Origin of the sequence: Nonomuraea sp. NPDC052116 (assembly GCF_040680035.1) — a bacterium.
In the GTDB taxonomy this organism is placed as follows: domain Bacteria; phylum Actinomycetota; class Actinomycetes; order Streptosporangiales; family Streptosporangiaceae; genus Nonomuraea; species Nonomuraea angiospora_A.
In genome coordinates this window covers 257260-280484 of sequence record NZ_JBFAWA010000007.1, presented here as the reverse complement: position 1 = coordinate 280484, position 23225 = coordinate 257260, and the positions used below count along the sequence as shown (strand labels likewise).

24 protein-coding genes and 1 riboswitch are annotated in these 23225 nt (G+C 68.6%); of the genes, 14 read left to right on the top strand and 10 right to left on the bottom strand.

Annotation, left to right across the window (positions count from 1 at the left end):
- Positions 1-61 precede the first annotated feature (61 nt).
- Together AB0L65_RS16075 and AB0L65_RS16070 are read left to right on the top strand one after the other, a co-directional pair.
- On the top strand, positions 62-463 hold the full coding sequence (locus AB0L65_RS16075) for a helix-turn-helix domain-containing protein (RefSeq protein WP_364245455.1): 402 nt from the start codon (positions 62-64) through the stop codon (positions 461-463).
- Between the two features lie 643 nt (positions 464-1106).
- Positions 1107-1319 (top strand): LuxR C-terminal-related transcriptional regulator, encoded by a 213-nt coding sequence (locus AB0L65_RS16070; RefSeq protein WP_043615366.1) that lies wholly within the window; start codon positions 1107-1109, stop codon positions 1317-1319.
- A 26-nt stretch (positions 1320-1345) separates the two neighbouring features.
- Here the strand turns inward: AB0L65_RS16070 and AB0L65_RS16065 are convergent, their stop codons facing one another.
- A complete protein-coding gene (locus AB0L65_RS16065) occupies positions 1346-2296 on the bottom strand; it encodes a C40 family peptidase (RefSeq protein WP_364245452.1) in 951 nt (316 codons plus the stop codon).
- Between the two features lie 95 nt (positions 2297-2391).
- A riboswitch (cyclic di-AMP (ydaO/yuaA leader) is annotated at positions 2392-2541 on the bottom strand.
- A gap of 276 nt (positions 2542-2817) precedes the next feature.
- Between AB0L65_RS16065 and AB0L65_RS16060 the strand changes: the two genes are divergently transcribed.
- The 6 genes from AB0L65_RS16060 to AB0L65_RS16035 all read left to right on the top strand — a co-directional run bounded on the left by AB0L65_RS16060 (position 2818) and on the right by AB0L65_RS16035 (position 11536).
- Entirely contained in the window at positions 2818-3387 is a 570-nt protein-coding gene (locus tag AB0L65_RS16060; RefSeq protein ID WP_364245449.1) for an amino-acid N-acetyltransferase, read from the top strand.
- Positions 3388-3439: 52 nt separating this feature from the next.
- Entirely contained in the window at positions 3440-4840 is a 1401-nt protein-coding gene (locus AB0L65_RS16055; protein WP_364245447.1) for an RDD family protein, read from the top strand.
- A gap of 110 nt (positions 4841-4950) precedes the next feature.
- The gene (locus tag AB0L65_RS16050; protein WP_364245445.1) at positions 4951-5439 is read left to right on the top strand and encodes an RDD family protein; all 489 of its coding nucleotides are present in this window, start codon (positions 4951-4953) and stop codon (positions 5437-5439) included.
- A gap of 516 nt (positions 5440-5955) precedes the next feature.
- Positions 5956-6288 carry an Lsr2 family protein gene (locus AB0L65_RS16045; protein WP_319714331.1) on the top strand — a complete coding sequence of 111 codons (333 nt, stop codon included), beginning with the start codon at positions 5956-5958 and terminating at the stop codon, positions 6286-6288.
- Between the two features lie 1086 nt (positions 6289-7374).
- Positions 7375-9876 carry an ATP-dependent Clp protease ATP-binding subunit gene (locus tag AB0L65_RS16040; RefSeq protein WP_355193577.1) on the top strand — a complete coding sequence of 834 codons (2502 nt, stop codon included), beginning with the start codon at positions 7375-7377 and terminating at the stop codon, positions 9874-9876.
- Positions 9877-10597: 721 nt separating this feature from the next.
- Complete coding sequence (locus tag AB0L65_RS16035; protein WP_350723731.1) at positions 10598-11536, top strand: TIM barrel protein; 939 nt, start codon at positions 10598-10600, stop codon at positions 11534-11536.
- A 468-nt stretch (positions 11537-12004) separates the two neighbouring features.
- On the opposite strand, the gene AB0L65_RS16030 is transcribed toward AB0L65_RS16035, so the two are convergent.
- Complete coding sequence (locus tag AB0L65_RS16030; RefSeq protein WP_364245442.1) at positions 12005-12469, bottom strand: MarR family winged helix-turn-helix transcriptional regulator; 465 nt, start codon at positions 12467-12469, stop codon at positions 12005-12007.
- Between the two features lie 60 nt (positions 12470-12529).
- Here AB0L65_RS16030 and AB0L65_RS16025 point away from each other — a divergent pair, with 60 nt between their 5' ends.
- Positions 12530-12949 carry a cupin gene (locus AB0L65_RS16025; protein WP_364245440.1) on the top strand — a complete coding sequence of 140 codons (420 nt, stop codon included), beginning with the start codon at positions 12530-12532 and terminating at the stop codon, positions 12947-12949.
- Here AB0L65_RS16025 and AB0L65_RS16020 read toward each other — a convergent pair.
- Positions 12942-13823 carry an A/G-specific adenine glycosylase gene (locus AB0L65_RS16020; RefSeq protein ID WP_364245437.1) on the bottom strand — a complete coding sequence of 294 codons (882 nt, stop codon included), beginning with the start codon at positions 13821-13823 and terminating at the stop codon, positions 12942-12944. The genes AB0L65_RS16025 and AB0L65_RS16020 overlap by 8 nt on opposite strands.
- Positions 13824-13902: 79 nt before the next feature.
- Here AB0L65_RS16020 and AB0L65_RS16015 point away from each other — a divergent pair, with 79 nt between their 5' ends.
- Together AB0L65_RS16015 and AB0L65_RS16010 are read left to right on the top strand one after the other, a co-directional pair.
- Positions 13903-14577 (top strand): hypothetical protein, encoded by a 675-nt coding sequence (locus tag AB0L65_RS16015; RefSeq protein ID WP_355193583.1) that lies wholly within the window; start codon positions 13903-13905, stop codon positions 14575-14577.
- An 87-nt stretch (positions 14578-14664) separates the two neighbouring features.
- Entirely contained in the window at positions 14665-15180 is a 516-nt protein-coding gene (locus AB0L65_RS16010; RefSeq protein WP_364245434.1) for a hypothetical protein, read from the top strand.
- A 268-nt stretch (positions 15181-15448) separates the two neighbouring features.
- Here the strand turns inward: AB0L65_RS16010 and AB0L65_RS16005 are convergent, their stop codons facing one another.
- The 7 genes from AB0L65_RS16005 to AB0L65_RS15975 all read right to left on the bottom strand — a co-directional run bounded on the left by AB0L65_RS16005 (position 15449) and on the right by AB0L65_RS15975 (position 20933).
- On the bottom strand, positions 15449-15763 hold the full coding sequence (locus AB0L65_RS16005; protein ID WP_364245432.1) for a hypothetical protein: 315 nt from the start codon (positions 15761-15763) through the stop codon (positions 15449-15451).
- A gap of 12 nt (positions 15764-15775) precedes the next feature.
- Positions 15776-16363 carry a TetR/AcrR family transcriptional regulator gene (locus tag AB0L65_RS16000; RefSeq protein WP_364245429.1) on the bottom strand — a complete coding sequence of 196 codons (588 nt, stop codon included), beginning with the start codon at positions 16361-16363 and terminating at the stop codon, positions 15776-15778.
- Positions 16364-16907: 544 nt separating this feature from the next.
- Positions 16908-17984, bottom strand: coding sequence for a DNA integrity scanning diadenylate cyclase DisA (disA, locus tag AB0L65_RS15995; protein WP_364245427.1), 1077 nt, complete (start codon positions 17982-17984; stop codon positions 16908-16910).
- A 40-nt stretch (positions 17985-18024) separates the two neighbouring features.
- Entirely contained in the window at positions 18025-19431 is a 1407-nt protein-coding gene (radA, locus tag AB0L65_RS15990; protein ID WP_364245424.1) for a DNA repair protein RadA, read from the bottom strand.
- 60 nt (positions 19432-19491) lie between these two features.
- On the bottom strand, positions 19492-19797 hold the full coding sequence (trxA, locus tag AB0L65_RS15985) for a thioredoxin (RefSeq protein WP_350723718.1): 306 nt from the start codon (positions 19795-19797) through the stop codon (positions 19492-19494).
- A gap of 2 nt (positions 19798-19799) precedes the next feature.
- A complete protein-coding gene (locus AB0L65_RS15980) occupies positions 19800-20168 on the bottom strand; it encodes a MerR family transcriptional regulator (RefSeq protein ID WP_350723717.1) in 369 nt (122 codons plus the stop codon).
- A gap of 66 nt (positions 20169-20234) precedes the next feature.
- Positions 20235-20933 (bottom strand): class I SAM-dependent methyltransferase, encoded by a 699-nt coding sequence (locus AB0L65_RS15975; protein ID WP_364245421.1) that lies wholly within the window; start codon positions 20931-20933, stop codon positions 20235-20237.
- 84 nt (positions 20934-21017) lie between these two features.
- Between AB0L65_RS15975 and AB0L65_RS15970 the strand changes: the two genes are divergently transcribed.
- From AB0L65_RS15970 to AB0L65_RS15960, 3 genes are read left to right on the top strand one after another with little or no spacing between them, the layout of a single operon-like run.
- Positions 21018-21827 (top strand): sugar phosphate isomerase/epimerase, encoded by an 810-nt coding sequence (locus tag AB0L65_RS15970; RefSeq protein WP_364245419.1) that lies wholly within the window; start codon positions 21018-21020, stop codon positions 21825-21827.
- Positions 21824-22594: a class I SAM-dependent methyltransferase gene (locus AB0L65_RS15965; RefSeq protein ID WP_364245417.1), complete on the top strand. Its 771-nt coding sequence runs from the start codon at positions 21824-21826 to the stop codon at positions 22592-22594. The genes AB0L65_RS15970 and AB0L65_RS15965 overlap by 4 nt, the downstream gene beginning before the upstream one ends.
- Entirely contained in the window at positions 22591-23175 is a 585-nt protein-coding gene (locus AB0L65_RS15960; RefSeq protein WP_364245414.1) for a TetR family transcriptional regulator, read from the top strand. The genes AB0L65_RS15965 and AB0L65_RS15960 overlap by 4 nt, the downstream gene beginning before the upstream one ends.
- Positions 23176-23225 lie beyond the last annotated feature (50 nt).

The following is a 23225-nucleotide window of genomic DNA, read 5'->3' as shown; positions in this document are numbered from 1 at the left end:
AGCGCCCGCCCCGGGCGCTCTACCCTCTCCTGGTAAGCAGCGATCGGGAAGGGGTGCGCGGATGGCCACGAAGACGGCGGCGGAGCAGCGGGACGAGGCCAGGCAGGTCTTCGACGCGTACTTCGCCGAGTGCCCCTCCAGGAAGCTGCTCGACACCCTCAGCGACAAATGGGTCACCCTCCTGCTGACCGCGCTGGCGCCAGGCCCGCGCCGCTACAGCGACCTGTCCCGGCGCATCGCGGGCGTCAGCCAGAAGATGCTCACGCAGACCCTGCGCGGCCTGGAGCGTGACGGCCTGGTCTCGCGCACGCTCACCCCTTCTGTGCCGGTACGGGTGGACTACGCGCTCACTCCGCTGGGCGAGGGCCTGATGCCGTTGGTGGCCGCGATCAAGAGCTGGGCCGAGGCGCACATGGAGGACGTCGAGGCCGCCAGGGACCGCTACGACGCCGCCGGCGCCTGAGCGATCACCGCCGTCGCGAATCCGGCTTCCGGACCGCCCGGTTTCCGATCCGAAGCCGCTTGTAAGCATCGCGTCAAGGCCGCGGAGGCGCGGGTCAGGGAGCGTACGCGGTGCCCCGGCCACCCCTGTGATCCCGCCGGGCACGCGCACCCGGAAACGAGGCCGCCCGGCCCGGCGGTCAGAGCAGGACGCCCGCCACGCGGCGGGCCGCCGACCTGAACCCGTGGCGGCAATTGCCATAGCGGATTGATCCAATTGCCTTAATCAACTGCCTGACCTGGGTTGGCGGATCGTGTGGGTGTGCAGCACAAAGCGAGCGATTGGTGGCTTGCCGTGGGCCGGAAAGATCGCGCCACGGACGCGTGTCCCGCGATAACGCGGGTATCGATCATGCGGAATATCCATGGCGAACTGATCGAAAACCGGAACGCTGGTCAGGGCCATTCCGGAAGCCCCAATGTGATCACTCTGCGTTCTGACATATCGCGAGTGCGTCATATATAGCGGATCATGTCAATAGCGCTCGTCAAGTGCGGCGATTGTCATGCTTGACGACCTTTCCACGATGCGTTTACCGTCTGCGAGGAGCGGCTTTGGCCCGTCTGTGAGGTCCAAGTTCTTGCTGTTGGGGGGAGGGCTCCCGATGGATGTGCTCACTGAAGGCGTTGAGCTCAGCCATGCTGATTTGGCGCTGCTGGCGGAGTTGGCCAAGGGAGTCACGGTCGATCGGGTGGGGCGGCGGCTGGATATCAGCGGGCGCACGGTACGACGAAGATTGCGCGGCATCTGCGACCGCATAGGCGTGGCCACGGCCATCGAGGCCGTGGCCTGGGCAGCCCGCCGCCAGCTGATCTAGCCGCGGCGGACCGCCGGGGTGCGGGCTCAGTCGGCGATGCGCACCGCGCCGGCGAACGGCCGCCGCGCGATCGACGCGATCCGTACGACGTCACCCGTCTGCGGGGCGTGCACCATCATGCCGCCGCCGATGTAGATGCCCACGTGGTGCAGGTCGCTGTAGAAGAACACCAGGTCACCCGGCCTGAGTTCCTCGCGCGAGACGTGCCGGCCGGCCGTCCACTGGTCGCCGGTGTAGTGCGGCAGCGAGATGCCCACCCGCTGGAACGCCGCCATGACGAGCCCGGAGCAGTCGTACGAGCCGGGGCCCTCGGCGCCCCAGACGTACGGCTTGAGCTGCTGAGTGAGCGCCCACCGCGCGGCCTCCGCGGCCTTCCCCGAGCCCGGGATCGGCAGGTTGACGCGCACGGCCCGCGTGCCGGGCCGCCCGGCCTCGCCCAGAGCCCGGCTGAACAGGCTGCTCTCGACCTTCGTCACCAGCTTGGTGATCTTGTTGCGCTTGGCCTCGAGGTCCGTGACGAGCTTCTGGACCTCGTCGATGCGGGCCGTGGCGCTCTCCTTGGCACGGGTGGCCGTGTCCATCGCCTTGGTGAGCTGGTTGATCTCCTCGCCCTGCTCGGTCTGCAGCGCGTACGAGGTCGCGGCGCGGTTGAGGAAGCCCTCGGGGTCGTCGGAGGTGGCGAAGGCGAGGGTCTTCAGGCCGCCCGTGATGTAGGCGTTCTGGGCCAGTGCGACGGCTTTCGAGCGCTTGGCGGCGAGATCCGTCTCGCTGCTCGTCAGCGTCTTCTCCGCGGCCTCGGCGGCCTTCTTGGCGGTCTTGAGCTTCTCCCGCTGGCCGTTGTACTGCTCGGTCAGCGTCTCGATGTCGGTGTGCAGCTTCGTGGCCTGGTCGGCGAGCTCTTTCAGCGAGGGCTCGGGATCCGCGGACGCCGAACCGACGGGGATGGCGAACAGCAGCGCGGCGACTGTGAGACTCACCACACCTACGCGGCGTGCTCGCCGGGCCCGTTCCGGAGGGCGGGCGTGCTTGCCCGCCGACTTCCCCCCACCGCTGAGCGTGGGCTTCACCAACCAGCTCCTCTCGTCGACGCCTACCGGGTTAGCTGACGGGTTCGGGCCGGAGCAGCCCTACCGAAAGACTCGGATTCACCCCAGTGGTGGCGTCGGAGGTCGCCACCGGCGGTTCCCCGGCTTCTCTTGCGAGAATTGGGCGGGTCTCCCGCGCGACACGCGGGAAACATTGTCGCTGGACACTAATGCACTCCGGGTTCGTGCTCAACCAGAACTGCCAAGTCTGTAGAGGTTTCACAACCGAAGGGTCACAAGGTGATCTCGTGGGCACCCGTGCAGAAGAGGCCCTCCGCCCTATTTGTCCGCGCTTTCGGCGGGCGCGAGCTGGCCGCGCGGTCCCGTGCCGATCTGACCACGAGATGTAACAAGATGGGCCGAGACATGGGAGTTAGGGCTGAGCCGTAATGAGATCTGTACCCTGGAGAACCATGGAGCAGGTGGCCGAGCTGACAGTGCCCGAGACCGCGGTGGTGGTCCGGCGTGCCCGCACGCCCGATGTGCGCACGGTCAGACGCCTGGTGGACACCTACGCGGGGGCGGGGCCGCGGCTCCTGGAGAAGGCCACGGTGACGCTGTACGAGGACGTACAGGAGTTCTGGGTGGCCGAGCGAGACGGGCAGGTCGTCGGCTGCGGCGCGCTCCACGTGCTCTGGGAGGACCTCGCCGAGGTCCGCACGGTGGCGGTGGATCCCGAGTGCCGGGGGATGGGCGTCGGCCACCGGATCGTCTCCGCGCTGATCCAGCAGGCTAAGGATTTGGGTCTGCGACGTGTATTCTGTCTTACTTTTGAGGTCGACTTCTTCGCGCGACTCGGGTTCCGCCCGATTCAGGGCACGCCGGTCTCACCTGAGGTCTACGCCGAACTGCTGGCCTCGTACGACGAGGGTGTTGCCGAGTTTTTGGATCTTGAACACGTCAAGCCGAACACGCTGGGAAACACCCGCATGCTGCTCCACCTGACATCGGGTGACGTGGACCTTGACCAGATGGAAAGGTGATTGTTGATACCTATGTCGATACGTTGGGCAGCACAGGCATGTGTCCTGACACGTGCCACATGCGCACTCGAAGCGAGGTGACACGGTGAGCACCGGACAGCCGCCGTATCCACAGGACGAATCCGGCGACAACTCTGCGCCTCCCTATTACGGGCAGCAGAACCAGGGCCGCCACCCCGGCGAGCCCGACCCGGACGCGACTGTGATCGGCTACCGGGCGGACGACGCCTATGGGCAGCAGCCCCCGTACGGTCAGCAGGGCTATGGCCAGCAACCCCAGTACGGACAGCAACAGCAGCACGGTCAGCAGCAACCCCAGTACGGACAGCAGCAGTACGGCCAGCAACCCCAGTACGGCCAGCAGCAGCAGTCCCAGCCTGACTACGGCCAGCAGGCCCAGTCCCAGCAGGGCTACGGGCAGCAGGGCTACGGCCAGCAGCAGTACGGCCAGCAGGGCTACGGCCAGCAGCCGCAGTCGGGTCAGCAGGGCTATGGCCAGCAGGGCTACGGCCAGCAGCAGCAGTCCCAGCCCGGCTACGGCCAGCAGGCCCAGTCCCAGCCGGGTTACGGGCAGCAGCCGCAGTCGGGTCAGCAGGGCTATGGCCAGCAGTACGGCCAGCAACCCCAGTCGCAGCCGGACTACGGCCAGCAGCAGTACGGGCAGCAGCCGCAGTCCCAGCCGGACTACGGCCAGCAGCAGTACGGGCAGCAGCCGCAGTCCCAGCCCGACTACGGCCAGCAGCAGTACGGCCAGCAGGGCTACGGCCAGCAGGGCTACGGCCAGCAGCAGCAGTCCCAGCCCGGCTACGCACAGCAGGGCTACGGCGACCAGCAGTACGGGCAGCAGCAGTACGGGCAGCAGGGTTACGGGCAGGCGCAGCAGTACGGCCAGCCCGGCTACGGCCAGGCCTACGGCCAGCCCGGGCCCGTGGGCGTGCAGCCGCCCGGCGCGCCGGCACCGCTGGCGGAGTGGTGGCAGCGCCTGGTGGCGAGGATCATCGACGGGGTCATCTTTGGCGTCATCTACACGCTGGTCTCCATCGTCATCGGCCTGCTCACGGTGAGCTACAACTCCACCACGGGTCTCACCAGCGGATTGCTGGGCAGCTTCGTGGCGAGCATCCTTAACGCGCTACTCCTGGCCCTGATGTACGTCGGTTATGAGTACTTCCTGACCAAGATGAATGGCCAGACGGTCGGCAAGATGGTCATGGGGATCAAGATCGTTCAGGTCGGCGCAGGAATGCCGCCCGGCGGTCTGGCCAACGATGTGGCGCTCAAGCGTGCGGGCGGGACCTGGGGCTGGTATGCCCTCGGCCTCATCCCGTTTGTCGGAGCGCTGTTCGGCGCCGTGGGCGCGGGTCTGAACGGTGCCTCCCAGCTCTGGGACAAGCCGCTGCAGCAGACGTTCGCGGACAAGTTCGCCAACACCGTGGTGGTGAAGATCAAGTAGTCCAAGCGTCAGGTAAAAGCAGGGGCCGGCTTCGCGTCGGCCCCTGTTTTGTGTGCACAGGCCGTACCAAAATGGGGAACCTGAGCCGCTGATGACGCGAGGTGGGGGTTATGGCCGGGTCGCCGCCGCGGGCGGACGCGCCGCCCGCGGAATGGTGGGAACGGCTCGCCGCCCGGGCGATTGAGGCGTTCGTCTTCGGGGTGCTCTATTACATTCTGTTCATCGCGCTGTGGGGCGTCTTCCGGACTGTAGGGATGCTGGAGGCGTTCGCCGGCCGGCTGCCCGGTGTGTTCGCCTGGCTGGCGGCGGGGCTGGCTTATACCGGCTACGACTGGTGGGCCCATTACCGGCGCGGCAGGACGTTCGGCAAGGCGATCATGGGGATTCGCCTGGCGCCGCCCCACGTGGCCTCCAGGGCGCTGCTCAAACGGGCCCTGGTCTATCCGGGCCCCGTCATGCTGATGGGCATTCCCGTGGCCAATCTGGTGGCCGGAATGCTCCTGTTCTGCGTGGGGCTGCTCATCCTGATCGACAAGCCCCTGGAACGCGGGCCGCATGACAGGCTGGCCGGAACGCGTGTGGTAAAAGATCTTCGCTGACCCATCCCGTGCCTGGCAGGAAGCCAATTCCAAAAATTTTCTCTTGATCCGGTAAGGAGCCTGGAGAGACTGGCATTAGGCTATGGGGCATCCGGGTCGCCGGATGTTGGTGCCCTGCGAGGCGCAGGGCATCTGTGCGCCGCTATGGTCGGGTGCGAACGGTAGTCACCTGGCGCGTCGTGAGGGCCGCAACGCCCCTCCTGGGCGCGCTCCCATCCGCATAATGCGCCCCTGAAACCCCGCAAGCCGTGGAGGCGAGGACGAATGGAAGCCCTTACAGACGTATTGTCAGCGCTCATCCCCCCGGCGGTGGTCGGGGGTGCCTTCATCTTTGGCGTAGTGAAGTTGGTCCGGTCCGAGGCCCTGGGAGGCCGCCGAAACCGCGAGGATCCGGTCGACGGGCAGAACTGATCGGCCAGTCAGCCGAATCCCCGCTGCGCTGAATTGTCTCCGCGCCTTTCCGGGTATATGTTTGGGCAGGCGAATGAAACAATGCTCCGCGAAAGGATTGCGTAGATGGCCAAGCAGATCCAGGAGATTCTCATCGATGACCTCGATGGGGGCGAGGCCAATGAGACGGTCAGCTTCGCTATTGACGGCTCGTCCTATGAGATTGACCTCAGCGACCTTAACGCGAAGAAGCTGAGGGACGCGCTCACGCCTTTCGTGCAGCATGCGCGCAGGGCAGGCGCCGTCACCGCACGTCGCCGCGGTCGCGGCGGCAGCAGGGCGATGAGCCGCGAGAAGAGCTCGGAGATCCGGCAGTGGGCCAAGGCTCACGGCCTGCCGGTCAGCGAGCGCGGGCGGATCGCCTCCACGGTCGTCGAGAAGTACGAAGCGGCCCACTGAGCAAGCCGACGATCGACCATGCGCTTATGCCGTTCGCCTAGGACCCCGGCGGCCGCCATAAGCGCATGATCGTTATCCGGGGCCGGAACTCGAAAGCCGGGCCGCCCGGACTTGATCTTCCATGTGCACATATGCGGGCGTTTTGGCTGCGTGTTCGGCTTCGCCCGTGGCGCTGTTTCGCCGGCGGTCGTCCACATATGCGGTGGCGTCGGAGTCGCGCGCCGAAAGCCGTGTGAGGCAGCCATACCTCATTCAACGTACGCTCGCGTCCGTACGTCATGAGCGATCTCCGCGCTCATGGAACGCGCCATGACGGAAAACCCCGGCGCCGTATAGCCCGGAAGCGATCTACGGGGCGGCGGCGGGTGTATACGGGCGATCTCACCGAGCGTAAACCCGCGACCGGCGCGAAGGTAAAGCGGTGCCGGGCGGGATGCGTGGCGGCGGGCAATACAGCGGGCGCCGGGATCCCCGCCGGCGGGCAAAACCCGCGAACCCGAGCAGGGCTCGGACAATCCCCGTTCCCCGGCATCTACCCACAATGCCGTGCCTTCTCAACTGCGCGGAAGTGCCGCGAATCCGGAGGGCCGAGCGAGACGTGGTCTCATCATGCGAGATGAAGTTGGTAACCGGGCTGACCGGATGCAAGATTCCCTTGGTGTGCCGCCCGTGCCGCGTTGTGCTCAGGGCGTAGAGCGGTCGTTTGGACGGCGGCCCTCCGCTACGTAGGATGATTACGTAACGATACGGACGCGGCATCTGAGATGTGCGGGCGAAGTGGCGCCCCAACGCTGACTCCGCCCGGGCGCGTCCGATGGCCGATCCGTGTGTACCGCGTGCGCCGCAGAGGGCAATTTTTTGACGCTTCCGCGAAGCGTCCTAAACATCGTTCGCTTGCGGCGTAGCGGGAACACGTCACCCCCGAACAGTAGTTGGATGGAGGGTGAACGCCCTGCTCTCGGGGAACGTCTCTGCTATAGAGCGTGTCAGTGGCAGTGGGCACGGTTCGCCGAGCCAGGGCTAGCATGCGGGATGACGGGCCCGGATTTACCGGACCTGACTGACCGCTCTGTGAGGAGCGACGAGATGTTCGAGAGGTTCACCGACCGAGCGAGGCGTGTTGTCGTCTTGGCCCAAGAAGAGGCCAGGATGCTCAACCACAACTACATCGGCACTGAGCACATACTTCTTGGTTTGATCCACGAAGGTGAGGGCGTGGCCGCCAAGGCTCTGGAGAGCCTCGGGATCAGCCTTGAGGGTGTGCGCCAGCAGGTCGAGGAGATCATCGGCCAGGGCCAGTCGGCTCCGTCGGGGCACATTCCGTTCACCCCGCGGGCCAAGAAGGTCCTCGAGCTGTCGCTCCGTGAGGCTTTGCAGCTGGGCCACAACTACATCGGCACCGAGCACATCCTGCTCGGGCTCATCCGCGAGGGTGAGGGTGTGGCCGCCCAGGTGCTGGTCAAGCTTGGGGCTGATCTCAACCGTGTCCGGCAGCAGGTCATCCAGTTGCTCCACGGTTACCAGGGCAAGGAGCCGGCCGCGGCAGGCGGCCCGCAGGAGTCGGCCCCGTCGACCTCTTTGGTGCTCGACCAGTTCGGCCGCAACCTGACCCAGGCGGCCCGCGAGGGCAAGCTGGATCCGGTCATCGGCCGCGAGAAGGAGATCGAGCGGGTCATGCAGGTCCTTTCCCGGAGGACCAAGAACAACCCGGTGCTCATTGGCGAGCCCGGCGTCGGCAAGACCGCCGTCGTCGAGGGTCTGTCGCAGAAGATCGTCAGGGGCGAGGTGCCCGAGACGCTGAAGGACAAGCAGCTCTACACGCTTGACCTCGGCGCCCTGGTCGCCGGCTCCCGCTACCGCGGTGACTTCGAGGAGCGCCTGAAGAAGGTGCTCAAGGAGATCCGCACGCGCGGCGACATCATCCTGTTCATCGACGAGCTGCACACGCTCGTCGGCGCGGGCGCCGCGGAGGGCGCGATCGACGCGGCCAGCATCCTCAAGCCCATGCTGGCGCGCGGCGAGCTGCAGACGATCGGCGCGACCACGCTCGACGAGTACCGCAAGTACCTCGAGAAGGACGCGGCGCTGGAGCGCCGGTTCCAGCCGATCCAGGTGGCCGAGCCCTCGCTCAGCCACACGATCGAGATCCTCAAGGGTCTGCGCGACCGCTACGAGGCGCACCACCGCGTGTCCATCACCGACGACGCGCTGGTGGCCGCCGCGCAGCTGGCCGACCGCTACATCAGCGACCGCTACCTTCCCGACAAGGCCATCGACCTCATCGACGAGGCCGGTTCCCGGATGCGCATCCGCAGGATGACCGCTCCCCCGGACCTGCGCGAGTACGACGAGAAGATCGCCAACGTCCGCCGTGACAAGGAGTCCGCGATCGACGCGCAGGACTTCGAGAAGGCGGCTGCCCTCCGCGACCAGGAGAAGCAGCTCCAGCTCAAGCGCGAGCGGCGGGAGAAGGAGTGGAAGGCCGGCGACATGGACGTCGTGGCCGAGGTCACTCAGGAGCTCATCGCCGAGGTCCTGGCGACCGCCACCGGCATCCCGGTCTTCAAGCTGACCGAGGAGGAGTCGCAGCGCCTGCTCCGCATGGAGGACGAGCTCCACAAGCGGATCATCGGCCAGGACGACGCCATCAAGGGCCTGTCGCGCTCCATCCGGCGCACCCGCGCCGGTCTGAAGGACCCGCGCCGTCCCGGTGGCTCGTTCATCTTCGCGGGCCCCTCCGGCGTCGGTAAGACCGAGCTGTCCAAGGCTCTGGCGGAGTTCCTCTTCGGCGACGAAGACGCTCTGATCAGCCTGGACATGTCGGAGTTCATGGAGAAGCACACCGTCTCCAGGCTGTTCGGCTCGCCTCCCGGCTACGTCGGCTACGAGGAGGGCGGTCAGCTCACCGAGAAGGTGCGGCGCAAGCCGTTCTCCGTGGTCCTCTTCGACGAGATCGAGAAGGCCCACCCCGACATCTTCAACTCGCTGCTGCAGATCCTGGAAGACGGTCGCCTGACCGACGCCCAGGGCCGCGTGGTCGACTTCAAGAACACGGTCATCATCATGACCACCAACCTCGGCACCCGCGACATCTCCAAGGGCATCGGGGTCGGGTTCGCGAAGTCCAACGACGCCGACTCCAACTACGACCGGATGAAGTCCAAGGTGCAGGAGGAGCTCAAGCAGCACTTCCGGCCCGAGTTCCTCAACCGTGTCGACGACATCGTGGTCTTCCACCAGCTCACGCCGAAGGAGATCATCCAGATCGTGGATCTGATGCTCACCCAGGTGGACGCTCGGCTCAAGGACCGCGACATGGGGCTCGACGTCTCGCCCGAGGCCAAGCAGCTGCTGGCCGACCGGGGCTACGACCCGGTCATGGGCGCCCGTCCGCTCCGCCGGACGATCCAGCGCGAGCTCGAGGACTCGCTGTCGGAGAAGATCCTGTACGGCGAGCTCCGGCCGGGGCAGGTCGTCAAGGTGACCATCGAGGGTGAAGGCGACAACGCCAAGTTCATCTTCAAGGGCGAGTCCGCCTCCAAGGTCCCCGACTCGGCCGCCGCCATCGCGGCTCCGATCCAGCACTGACGGATCCCGAAAACCCCCGTGTGAATCCCTTCACACGGGGGTTTTCCATTTCCGCCCCCTGCGCCCCACGCCTCGGGGGCCCTCGCGTCCGTCACGGGGTGAGCGACCGTGCCCCGGCCGACGGGGTGCCGCTGATCGTGACCCCCGCCGCGCCACGGACCCGCCGCTAGGGTAGTGCCCGACTGGGGTACGCACCGCGGACTCGCCGCTTGGGGTGGTGCCCGACTGTGGTACGCGCCACGGACTCGCCGCTTGGGTGGTGCCCGACCGTGGCACTCACCGCGCCACGCGCTACGGCGGTGGGGTGGTGTCGGCAGCGGTTTTGGCTCGTTGCGCATTCCACCGCTGGGGTGCCGCCCTCGACTCTTGTCTCATCGCGCACCCGTCGCTCGAGCGATGCCGATGCCGCTCCTTCGACGCTGCACCCGTGCGGGGCCGTGGCGTGGCGGGTTGTGGGGTGGGCACACTCGGCCGTTGCGTAATTGTTGGGATACCGGGTGTGCCGCCACCGCGAGTAGTACTACACTGCGTAGAGCACCGCCAAGTCGCATCCAAGCGAATCACAAGATCGTGTTCCTAGGCTGAGGCCTGCTCCTTGGGGAGTAGCGCGAAATCAACTCGGGGCGGACGCGTGACCACCGAACGAGCAGCCATGCTCTCAAGGGTCAGCATCGTCCAGGGCGGGCGAGGGAACACAAAGAGCAAGCCGTGGAGGAAACCGATGCGCCTGCGTCACAATGACGGAACGCTCGTTCACCTCGCCTACAACGCGGGAATCCACCCTGCCGAGGACCTCGAGAACCTGATCGCCCACCTGACCCGCTACGCGGTCCCGGTGCGCAAGCGGCTGGGCGTGGAGCGGATGGGCATCGGGTTGTGGCTCTCGCCGAGCGTCGCCGACCACCTCACGGCCGACCGTATCGAGCTCGTACGGCTGCGCCGCTCCCTGGAGGAGCGCGGCCTGGAGGTCGTGAGCCTCAATGGCACCGGCGGCCGCAACCAGGAGGTCCCCGGCCCCGACTGGGCCAAGCCCGAGCGCTACCGCTACACCATGGCCCTGGCCAAGATCCTGGCGTTCTTGCTGCCGGAGGACGTGCGGTTCGGGAGCATCTCGACGATCCCGATCGGGTGGCGCCGCGACTGGCCCGCCGACCTGCACTCGATCGCCACCCGCCGGCTGGAGCGCCTGGCGCGCGAGCTGCGCGGCATCTACAGCGTGACGGGGAAGACCATCAGGGTCGGGTTCGAGCCGTGGCCCGGGTGCGTGCTGGAGACCACCGAGCAGGCCCTTGAACGGGTCGGCGGCATCGACTCCGAGCACCTGGGCGTGTGCCTGGACGCCTGCCACCTCGCCTGCGGGGCCGAGGAGCCGGGCGCGGCCCTGAAGGGGCTGGCCGCGGCCGGTGCGCCGGTGGTCAAGCTGGGGCACGTGCACAACCACACGGGGGAGACGCCGAGCACGGGGGCCGTGCTGCATGACACGCTGATGGCCATGCTGTCGGGCGCGGTGAGCGGCAGCGCGCACATCGAGGTCGAGACGCACAACCTGACCGTGCCGGGGCGCGCCAAGGGGCCGGGTGCCCTGGTGTCGCTGCTGGCCGAAGAGCTGGCCTGGGCCCGTACGAACCTGACCAGCCTGGGCCTCCAGCTGGCCGCCTGAGCACGGCCTGCCTGAGCACCGCCCGGGCTGAACACCGCCCGGGCTGAGCGCTGCCGAGCCAAGCGTTGCCCGGGCTGAGCACCGTTCGGGCCGAGCGCTGCCGGGCCAAGCGTTGCCCGGGCTGAGCACCGTCCGCCCGGGCAGGCCATCGCCCGCCCAAGCGCCACCCGCCCAAGCGTCGCCCGCCTGGGCGCAGCCCGTCTCAGCGCCGCGCCTGAGCGCCCGTCTTCTGCGTCCGGCGCCTAGACCCGGTGCCTACGCCCGACGCCTGAGCGGCGTCGGTCTGAGCGGCGTCCGTCTGAGCCCTGCCCCCGACGGTTGTCGAATGAGCCCGGGCGGGGTTCGTACGACAGCGGTCGAGCCCGTCGGAGACGGCGGGCGTCGCAGGGCTGTCTGACCGGCGCGGGTCGCGGGGTTGACGGGCCGACCGGGGACGAGGTTGACGGGTCGACCGGGGACGAGGACGCGTCACAGGCTGCCGAACCAGCCCGGGGTGTCGAGGCGCCAGAGGTTGGCCGGGGTCATCCTGCGCAGGTCCGACTCCAGGGCCTGCAGGCGGTCCTCTCCGAGCTCGGCGGCCCAGCGGGCGCGCAGTGTGTCGAAGATGCGAGCCGACCGGTCCAGGGCGTCTATCCCGTACGAAGTGAGCCGGACGATCTTGCGCCTGGTGTCGTGGGGGTCGGCGGTCCGTTCCACGTAGCCGATGCGTTCCAGGGTGTCGATGGTCTTGCCCGCCGCCTGTTTGGACACCCCGAGCGTGCGGCCCAGTTCGACGGCCGTGGTGCCGTTCGGGCCGATCGCCTGCATGACGAACCCGTGCATGGGCCGTATGTCCGGATGCCCCTGCCGGGCGAGCTCGGCGTGGAGCTCGTCGATCAGCACCCTGAACGCGAGCAGCAGGCGCAGCGGAAGTTCGAAGCCTGGACTTGACATGATAGACAACCTGGTTAACTATATAGACAACGTAGTTGCCTATCTTAAAGGAGTTCATCGATGTCTGTTGTCATGGCCGCCGATTCCCGGAAGACCGAGACGCCCAACGGCGTCATGACCACCCTCGCCTCCCCGACCCAGGGCGGGGCCGTGGGGCAGGCCATGTGGCGGGTGGACGCCAAGCCGGGCATGGTCGGGCCGGTGCACGCGTTCGACGTCGAGCTGGTGTGGACCTGGCTCGACGGGTCCGCCGTCGTCGAGCTGGGTGGCGAGCGGTTCGAGGTGGGCCCGGGAGACACCATGGTGCTGCCGGCCGACGTGAGTCGCCAGATGTTCGCCGACCAGGAGCGCGGGTTCGTGTCCATCGTGGTCGCCCCCGCCGGGGCGCGGGCCTACAACCCGAGCGGGGTGTCGGAGCCGGACGCCTGCGACCTGGCACCCAAGGACGTGGAGCGCATCGTGCCGCTCTGGGTCAGGTAGTCGCGTGGGGGAGGCGGTAGGTGCCGTCGTCCAGGTGCTCGGCCAGGCCGTCGGCGATCAGGCCGTCGAGGGCGCGCTCGCGCTGGACGGCGTCGTCCCACACCACGTCCAGCGCCGCCTTGGGGACGGGGCCGTGGGCCTTCCGCAGCACCTCCAGCAGGCGGCCCCGGCACTGCCGGTCGGTGCCCGCGTACGTCTGGCCCTTGCGCGCGGGGCCGGCGTGCGGCGGCTTGCCCGCCAGACGCCAGGCGCACACCTGGCTGATCGGGCAGTCGGCGCAGCGCGGGGCGCGGGCCGTGCAGACGAGGGCGCCCAGCTCCATCACGGCCACACCCCAGCGGGGCGCGCCCAACTCGGGCAGGAGGGTCTCCGCCAGCCGTCGCTCGGCCGCTGAGGTGGCCGTGGGAGGGTATTCCTCCGCGCGTACCGCCCTGGCGAACACCCGCCGGACATTGGTGTCCAGGACGGCGTGGCGGCCGCCGTAGGCGAAGCTGGCGACCGCGGCGGCGGTGTACTCGCCGATGCCGGGCAGGGACAGCAGGGTCTCGTGATCGGACGGCACCTCGCCGCCGTGCTCGTCGGTGATGGCCCTGGCGCAGGCGTGCAGGCGCAGCGCCCGGCGCGGGTAACCGAGCCGCCCCCAATGGCGTACGGCCTCTCCCGGCTGCTCGGCGGCCAGCGCCCCGGGGGTGGGCCAGCGCTCCATCCACTCGTGCCAGATGGGCAGCACGCGTACGACCGGGGTCTGCTGGAGCATGATCTCGCTCACCAGCACACCCCACGGGGTGGCGTCGGCGGCGCGCCACGGGAGGTCTCGGGCGTTGTCCTCGTACCAGTCCAGAACGGGGATGTGCAGGAGGTTCGGCTCAACCACGGGGTCAAGCGTATTCGGAGAAGAGGGCCTCTCGGCGTGTCGTCACTCGTTGTAGCCGCATGGCTACCATCCTGTGCCTATGGATCCGGATACTATGCGCGGCGACGGCGGTGACGTCTACTGGCGGCGCCGGATGAGCGTGCTGGTGGCGGTGCTCGTCGTGGTGGCCGTCGTGGCGTGGGCGTGCTCCAGCGGGGGCAGCGGGCCGGAACGCACATCCAGCGCGAAATCATCACCGAGTGCGACCCCCGCCGTCGATCCCCTGCTGGCGGGCCTGCGTACGCTCGCGATGGGCACGGCCAGCCCGTCCCCGTCCCCCTCCGCCCCCAGGCCGACCCCTCCGGCGCTCCCCAGGCACCCCGGCGACCCCTGCACCGAACAGGACCTGGTGCTCAGCATGCAGGGCGGCAGGGAGCCGATCTACACGGGCGAGAGCCAGCCCACGTTCCTGGTCACCCTGGTGAACACGGGCTCCGTGATGTGCACCACCGACGTGGGGCCGCGCGCCATGGAGATCCGCATCACCTCGGGGGCCGACCGCATCTGGTCCACCGCCGACTGCGTCAGCGGGGCGGGCTCGGAGGTCAAGGAACTGCAGCGCGGGGTGCCGTACGTCCGGTCCCTGGTGTGGAACCGGCACCGCTCCAGCACCGACTGCCGCTCCACCCCGGCCGCCGCGCTGCCCGGCACGTACGTGGCCACCGTGCGCATGGGCCAGCTCCGCACCGTCAAGGGTGTCTTCCACCTCCGCTGAGGAGCTTGTGCATATGTCGTGATTTCTCCACCCATGATCTGGACTCACAGTAGAGTGACCCGGTCATGTGATCATGGAGGAGCCGTTATGAGGCAGACGATCGGCCGTTCGGTTCTGGTGGTGGCGCTGGCGGCGGGCCTGGTGCCGGTCGGCGTCGCATCCTCGGCGTCCGCCGCCGTGCAGAAACCGGCCTTCGGGCCCCTCGGGTACGGCAACCTGAAGCTCGGAATGACCGCCGCGAAGGCCAGGGCCACCAGGAGGATCGTTCGCAAGCCTGACGGGGACTCCGCCAGGTGCACGACGTATGACCTCAAGGAGAGCCCGTACAACGAGTATCGCGTGGGGATGTACATCTCGAAGAAGCTGGGCGTGGTCGTGATCGTCGCGCCCCCTGGCGCCAGGACCCCCAAGGGCATCGGCATCGGCTCCAGCAGCGCGCAGCTCAAGGCCGCCTATCCCAACCTGCGGCGCGGCCCGGGCGGCTACCCGGCTGCCACCGTGCCCGGCAACAGGAAGGCGTACTACCTCTTCAACGAGAGCAAGGGCGAAGTGGTCGAGATGAGCCTGGTGCTGACCAAGCAGGACTGCCTCAGGGTCGACTAGGTGTACTGACCTGAGAGGTTAGGCACGCGGCTGGCGGGTGGGTGGCCGCCGAGTGCGGTGTGTGCTCGGTGGTGATCGTAGGCGTGGAGCCAGGGGTCGAACGCGTGGCGGCAACTCGCTATGACAAGCGTGAGCGCATCTACCAGGGCACCCTCGCCGTCGCCTCGATTCGCATCTGGCTCCGGTACCCAGTCGCGCGATCACGGCACACACTCTCTACTACGGGTCCCGGTGCTGGAAGTCGGTTGGCGAGCCGAAGCGGAGCAGGTCACCGGGCCGTCACGTGGGTATCGGGACTCGCGTCCCTGCGTCCGAAGGCGCCTGGGCCCGCATGGAAGAGTCCGATGAGCAGGACGCTCGTACCAATGGACGCGAAGGACAGTTCGGGGTAGCGGTCGATGTGTGCCCACCACAACAGCAGGCCGCCGAGGACGAGGCCGGCCCATCCCGCGATGAGGTTGGGGACGGGCCCGTTGCCTAATGCGCTCGGGTAGCGCCTTCTGGTGATGCCGCGGATGAAATGGGGTAGCCCGTTGCCGGCCAGGAGGCCGCCGAGGAAGCCGAGAACGATTGTCTGCCACATGGCAAGAGGTCCTTATCGCTGGTCGAGTTGATGGTTGAGCATGGGGAGCAGTACCGCGTCCACGAGTTGCCGCAGGAACGGGTCGTCGAGAGGTTCGCCGGTGACGAGCAGGCGAGAGAGTAGTGCGGCCGAGCTGATCTCTGCGAGGAGCGTGTGGTCGATCGTCTCGGGCACCTCGCCCCGAGCGGCGGCACGGGCCAGCACGGTCGCGAACACTTCGCGTTTGTGGTCGAGGACGTGTCGCCGCACCGTGTGCGCGAGTTCGGAGTCGCGGCGCATCGCGATGAGAAGTCCGAGAATGAGTGCACTGTCCTGGCCGGTGAGGCTGGCACGCAGTTCCAGCAGGACTGCCATGAGATCGTCGCGCAGGTTGGTCGCTCCGGCTGGAGTGGTCACCGGTGTTCCCGCGTACCGCCGTATGGCCGCCGCTACGAGGTCGGCCTTACCCTGCCAGCGTCGATAGATCGTGGCCTTGCTGGCGCTGGCACGTTTGGCGATGTCCTCAATGGTCAACTGGTCGTAGCCGACCTCAGCCAGCAGGCTGACAGCCGCGAGCAGGATGGCTTCTTCCCGGATCTCGGCGCGGCGGCGCGCTGGCATTGCACCTCCTTGCGAAACGGTGCCGTTCAGATAGAAAAAGTGTACGCAAGCGTTTCGATTTTGGCCACAGGAACCGAGAGTCCTGAGAATCGATCGTTCCGGACGTGATCGTTAACTCGGCGGATCGAGCCATGCCACAGCGAGCTGGTCCAGGTCCGCCGGAAGATCCCGTTGATCACCCTGCGGTGGTCGATTTCGGCGGGCTCGCACGGCCGAGCCACATCGGCTGTTCGACCGGATACGGGAGCTGGTGGTGGCTACTGGCGGCGTTGTGGGGCCGACTGGTCACCGGTAATGCGTCCGGGGGAGCAGCGAGGGGGCTGGCAAGCTCTCTCGCCCCGGCCTCGAGGCGGAGTCTCGAGACCGATGAGCACGGCCGAGCGATAGCGAGGACCGCTCGGGGCGGGCTCCAGCAGGCCCAGCGGGTAACGGGCGGGTGCTGGCGAGCGGGGTTTTCAAGGGGTCGAAGGGGCGGAGCCCCTGTGAGGCACTGCCTGAGCAGCCGGGTTGGCGCGTAGCGCCCCCTACGGCGAAGACGATGCTTTCAGACGTAGCGCTCCAGGATGGAGGACTCGGCCAGGCGGGAGAGGCCCTCTCGGACGCTGCGGGCGCGGGACTCCCCGACCCCGCCCACCGCCTGCAGGTCGTCGATGCTCGCCGCCAGCAGCTTCTGCAGGCCGCCGAAATGGTTGACCAGGCGGTCGACCACCGTGGCCGGGAGGCGGGGGACCTTGGCCAGGAGGCGGAAGCCGCGGGGGCTGACCGGGCTCTCCAGCTTGTCGGCGCCGGTGTGGCCCAGGACGTGGGCCACGGCCGAGAGGTCGAGCAGCTCGCTGCCCGACAGCTTGTCCAGGTCGTGCATCGCCTCGACCAGGCGGCGCTGGCGGCGGCCCGAGGGGGCGGGGAGGTAGTCGCGGATGACCAGCTCCCGCTCCGAGTCGACCCCGGCCACCAGCTCGTCCAGCTGGAGGGACAGCAGGCGGCCGTCCGTGCCCAGCTCCACCACGTAGCCCTTGATCTCGTCGGAGATCCGGCGGACCATCTCCAGCCGCTGGGCCACCGCGGACACGTCTCTGACCGTGACCAGGTCCTCGATCTCCAGCGCCGACAGGGTGCCGGAGACCTCGTCGAGGCGGTGCTTGTAGCGCTCCAGGGTGGCCAGGGCCTGGTTGGCCTTGGAGAGGATGGCCGCCGACTCCTCCAGGACGTAGCGGATGCCGTCGAGGTAGAGGGCGATGATGCGCATCGACTTGCTGATGGCGATGATGGGCAGGCCGGTCTGCCGGGCCACGCGCTGGGCGGTGCGGTGGCGGGTGCCGGACTCGTCGGTGGGGATGGACGGGTCGGGCACCAGGTGCACGGCGGCGCGTACGATCTTGTGGTCGCCGCTCAGCACGATGGCGCCGTCCATCTTGGCCAGCTCGCGCAGCCTGGTGGCGGAGAAGTCGACGTCGAGCTCGAAACCGCCGCTGCACAGCTCCTCGACGACCCTGTTGTAGCCGAGCACGATCAGCCCGCCGGTCTGCCCGCGCAGGATCCGCTCCAGGCCGTCGCGCAGAGGTGTGCCCGGGGCCACCGCGGCCAAGGCCTCGCGACGGCGGTCGTCCAGACTCCTATCCACCTGACCCCCGTGTCGATCGGTCACGCTCAGCTTAGCCGCGCTAGGTCACGTGCGTGAGGGCGTCCCAGACGTTCTCCGCCTGCACCACCTCGAACCCCGGCGCGAACGCCACCGGCCCCACCGGCACCAGAGCACGCTGTCCGTTACGCTTGCGGCCGGCTTCTTCGAGCGATCCGGTCGGCACGAGGGCCCGCTTGAAACCGAGCCTGGCCGCCTCCGTCAGCCTCCTGCGTACGTCCTTGACCGGGCGCAGCTCCCCGGCCAGACCCACCTCGCCGAGCGCGACCAGGCCCGGCGGCAGCGGTTTGTCGCCGGCGGCGCTGGCGACGGCGAGCATGACCGACAGGTCGACGGCCGGGTCGGCCAGCTTGATGCCGCCCACGGTCGCGGTGAACACGTCGCAGCCGCCGAGCCGGGCGTTGAGCCGGCGCTCCAGCACCGCGAGGATCATCTGCACGCGGTAGGTGTCGAGCCCCGACGACGTGCGCCTGGGCTGCTGCGCCTCGGTGCGGGCGACCAGGGCCTGGACCTCGGCGGGAAGCGGGCGGGTGCCCTCGACCGTGACGGTGACGCAGGTGCCGGGCACCGGCTCGCTGCGCCGCGAGACGAACAGGCCGCTCGGGTCGGTGATGCCCTCGATGCCGCGCTCGTGCAGGTCGAAGCAGCCGACCTCGTCGGTCGGCCCGAAGCGGTTTTTGATCGCGCGCACCATGCGCAGCCTGGAGTGGCGGTCGCCCTCGAAGTTGAGCACGACGTCGACCAGGTGCTCCAGCGTGCGCGGGCCCGCGATCGAGCCGTCCTTGGTGACGTGGCCGACCAGCACGGTGGCCATGTTGCGCTCCTTGGCCAGGCGGACCAGGTTTGCGGCCACCTCGCGCACCTGCGTCACCCCGCCGGGCACGCCGGTGGCCTGCGCCGAGCCGATCGTCTGCACCGAGTCGACCACCAGCAGCGTGGGCTCGACCTTCTCCACGTGGGTGATCAGGGCCGACAGCTCGGTCTCGGCCGCGAGGTAGAGGTGGTCGCGGATCGCGCCGATGCGGTCGGCCCGCAGCCGCACCTGGGCCGCCGACTCCTCGCCCGTCACGTAGAGGACCTTCTCGCGCTCGGCCATGCGGGCCGCGGCCTCGAGCAGGAGCGTGGACTTGCCGATGCCCGGCTCGCCCGCGAGCAGCACCACCGCACCCGGCACCAGGCCGCCGCCGAGCACCCGGTCGAGCTCGCCCACGCCGGTCGTGCGCGCGGCCGCGATCTCGGCCTTGACCTGCCCGATCGGCACCGCGGGCGCGGTGGTGGCGCCCGCCTGGACGACATTGGCGCCGGCCCGCGCGCCCTCCTCCTCGACCGTGCCCCACGCCTGGCACTCACCGCACCTGCCCACCCACTTGGTGGTGCGCCATCCGCACTCGGCGCAGCGGTATCCGGGCTTCTGGGCAGTCTTGGCCATGTCGAGCAGGCTAGCGGGACGTGCCGACAATCTTCGACAGGTAAGAGGCGGAGCCCCGTGTTACGCCAGGCCCAGCTCGGAGACCAGCATGCGCTTGGGCTTGGCCCCGACGATCTGCTTGACCGGCTCGCCGTTCTCGAACAGCAGCATCGTCGGGAGGCCCATCACGCCGTAACGGGCCATGATCTCCGGGTTTTCGTCGGTGTTGAGCTTGCCGATGGTCAGCCCGTGCTCCGCCTCGATCTGGTCCAGCACCGGCGCCACCATGCGGCACGGCCCGCACCACTCCGCCCAGAAGTCGACCAGCACCGGCTTGTCGCTCTTGAGCACCTGCTCCTCGAAGTTCTCGGTGGTCAACGTGATCATGTCTATCCCCTTACGAAGCAACCTGGGCACGATTGCGCGAGCTGGGCGGCGACCTCGGCACGGCGGGCGAGCAGGACGCGGATCTCCTCGTCGATCTCGTTGAGCTTGCGCTCGTAGACCTCGACCGACTCCGCGCACGAGCCTCCCGAGCTGTGCCCCCGGCGCAGGCAGTCGATGAACGGCCGGGTGTCCTCCAGCGTGAACCCGATGCTGAGCAGAGCCCGGATCTCGGACACCAGCCTGACGTCGTCCTCGCTGTAGTCACGGTAGCCGTTGGACCCGCGACGGGCTCTGAGCAGGCCGTGCTGCTCGTAATAGCGAAGTGAGCGGGTGCTCACCCCCGTACGTTCCGCCAGCTCTCCGATGCGCATGCCTTCACGGTAAACGTTGACACCGACGTCAATGTCAAGCCGCGAGGGAGTGCGGTGGCCGTGAGCTCAGTAGTAGCGCCAGCGCAGCACGTTCGGGTAGGGGAGCTCCAGGCCGGGCGTCTCGGCGATGGCCTGTTCGGCCACCTCCGGCGTGAACTCGATGCGCAGCACCGCCTCCAGGTCCGCCCGCCGCTCGAAGGCCATCCTGAGGTCCAGAGGCCGCCGCTGCCAGCCCTGGCGGTCCCAGAACGACTCGACCTCCCGGACGGAGTACGTCGGCACCGTACGCGAGAACCAGCGGCCGAACGCCCCCCGCGTGGCGTCGAGGTCGAGGACGAAGGCCGCGCCGCCGCGGCGTACCACCCGGGTCAGCTCGCGCAGCCCCGGCTCGCAGCCGGGGCCGAAGAAGTACGCCCAGCGCGCGATGGCCACGTCCACGCTCGCGTCGGGCAGCGGCAGGTTCTGGGCCGTGGCGGCGTGGACGGCCACGTTGGCCAGCTCGGCGCAGCGGCGTACGGCGACCGCGGCCAGGTCGCCGTGCGGCTCCACGCCGACCACCCGCGCGGCCTCGGACGCGAGCGTGGGCAGGTGGAACCCGGTGCCGCAGCCGATGTCGAGCACGGTGCCGCCGTTCCAGGGGCGCAGGGCGCGCATCGCCGCGTCGGCCACGCCCTCGGGGTCGACGGCGCGGTTCTCCAGCTCGTAGATCTGGGGCGTGTTCCAGATGTTCGGGCTGGGGATCGCACCTTTCGCTATCCGTGGCATGCCCCAAAGTTAAGCCAGCCGCCGGGCGCGGCTCACCAAAGGGGCTTTCGCGCCAGATCGGCTCCACCGGCTTAGGCTGGCAGCGTGGCTGATGTCATCCGCGTGCCCAATGCGAAGATCGCATTGTCCACTGCTTCGGTATATCCGGAACGCACTCCCGACGCGTTCGAGCTGGCCGCGCGCCTGGGTTACGACGGTGTCGAGATCATGGTGGGCGCAGACCCCGTGAGTCAGGACATCGACGTGATCGAGCGGCTGTCCGACCACTACAAGATCCCCGTCCTGGCCATCCACGCACCCTGTCTGCTGGTCACCCAGCGTGTCTGGGGCCGCGACCCCTGGGCCAAGCTGGTCAAGGCGCAGAAGGCCGCCGAACGGCTGGGCGCCGCGACGGTCGTGGTCCACCCGCCGTTCCGCTGGCAGCGGGAGTACGCCCGCGAGTTCGAGACGGGGCTGGCCAGGATGCGTGACGAGACCGACGTCGCGTTCGCCGTCGAGAACATGTTCCCCCTGAAGGCCAGGGGCAACGACGTGGTGCCCTACTCGCCCGACTGGAATCCGATCGACTACGACTTCCCGCAGGTCACGCTCGACCTGTCGCACACGGCCGTGTCCGGCTCCGACGCCATGGAGATGGCCGTCAAGCTCGGCGACCGGCTGGCCCACCTCCACCTGGCCGACGGCCTCGGGGTGACCAACAAGGACGAGCACCTCGTGCCCGGCAGGGGCAACCAGCCGTGCGCCCCGATGCTGGAGCGCCTGGCCAACACCGGCTATTCGGGGCTGGTGGTGCTGGAGATCAACACCCGCAAGGCGGCCAGCCGCACCGAGCGGATCGACGACCTGGCGGAGGCGCTGGCGTTCGCCCGGCTGCACCTGGCGGCGACCTCATGAACATAGGGCCGATCAGGGGTCTGGGCAGGATGTTCGAGCGGGTGGCCGACGCGTACGACGCGGGCCGGCCGCACTATCCCGACGAGATGTACCGCGCCCTGACCGAGGTGACCGGCGTCGACCTCGACGGCGCCACCACGGTGGACGTCGGCGCGGGCACCGGCATCATGACGCGCGCGCTCAGGGCGCGCGGCTCCCACGTCATCGCGGTCGACCCGGGCGCGGAGATGCTGGCCCGCCTGGTCTCCCGGTCGGAGAGCGGGACGCCCTCCGTCGCGGCCGTGCTGGCCGACGGCAACGCGCTGCCGCTGGCCGACGGCGTGGCAGACCTGGTGACGTACGCGCAGTCGTGGCACTGGCTCGACCCCGTGGCGTCGATCGCCGAGGCCCGGCGGGTGCTGCGGTCCGAGGGGGCCATCGTGGGCTGCTGGAACTTCAACCACGCGGCCCAGGCCGAATGGCTGGCCGCCTACGAGGCCCGCCTGGCGGAGGCGGTGCCGACCTACTACGGGCCGGCGGTCGAGCAGTGGTCGGCGCCGCCCATCGCCGCGGCCTTCGAGGTGGTCGAGGAGCGCTGGATCCCCTGGACCCGGCTGGTCGGCATCGAGGACTTCCTGCTCGACCTGCGCTCCCACTCCTACATGGCGGCCCTGCCGCCGGAGGCCGCCGACGAACTGGTGGAGCGGCAGCGCGGCGAGCTGCGCAGGGAGTTCCCCGAAGGCGTGCTCTCCGTCCCCATGCGGGTGTACCTGGCGGTGGGTAGGTGACGGTCGACAAAAAAAGGCCGGGGCGTCGGCCGGGGTCGGCTGATACGCGAGGGGAGATCCTTGCCGCGGCCAGGAAGGTGTTCGCGGAGAAGGGGTTCGACAAGGCGACCGTGCGCGGCATCGCCCGCGAGGCCAACGTCGACCCCGCCCTCGTGCACCACTACTTCGAGACGAAGGAGGGCATGTTCGCGGCGGCCATGCGGCTGCCGTTCTCTCCCGAGACCATCGTCAAGGTGCTGGTCGAGGGCCCGCGCGAGGAGGTCGGCGAGCGGCTCGTACGCATGATCCTGCAGGTCACCGCCTCCCCGGAGACGCGCGAGCCGATGCTGGCGCTGATCCGCTCGGCCATGACCAACGAGCAGGCCGTCACGATGGTCCGCGAGTTCTTCACGAACGCGCTGCTCTTCCAGGTGGCCGACCGGATGGAGGTGCCGCACCTGCGGATCGAGGCGGCGTTCGCGCAGATGTTCGGCATCGTCATGGCCCGTTACGTGATCAGGCTGGAGCCGCTGGCGAGCGCCGGTCACGAAGAGCTCGTGGAGGTGCTCGCGCCGACCCTCCAGAGGTACTTCACCGGCTAGAGCATTGTTCTGCCCAAGTCGATGACCATAGGGTATGTCGCGTACGCCGG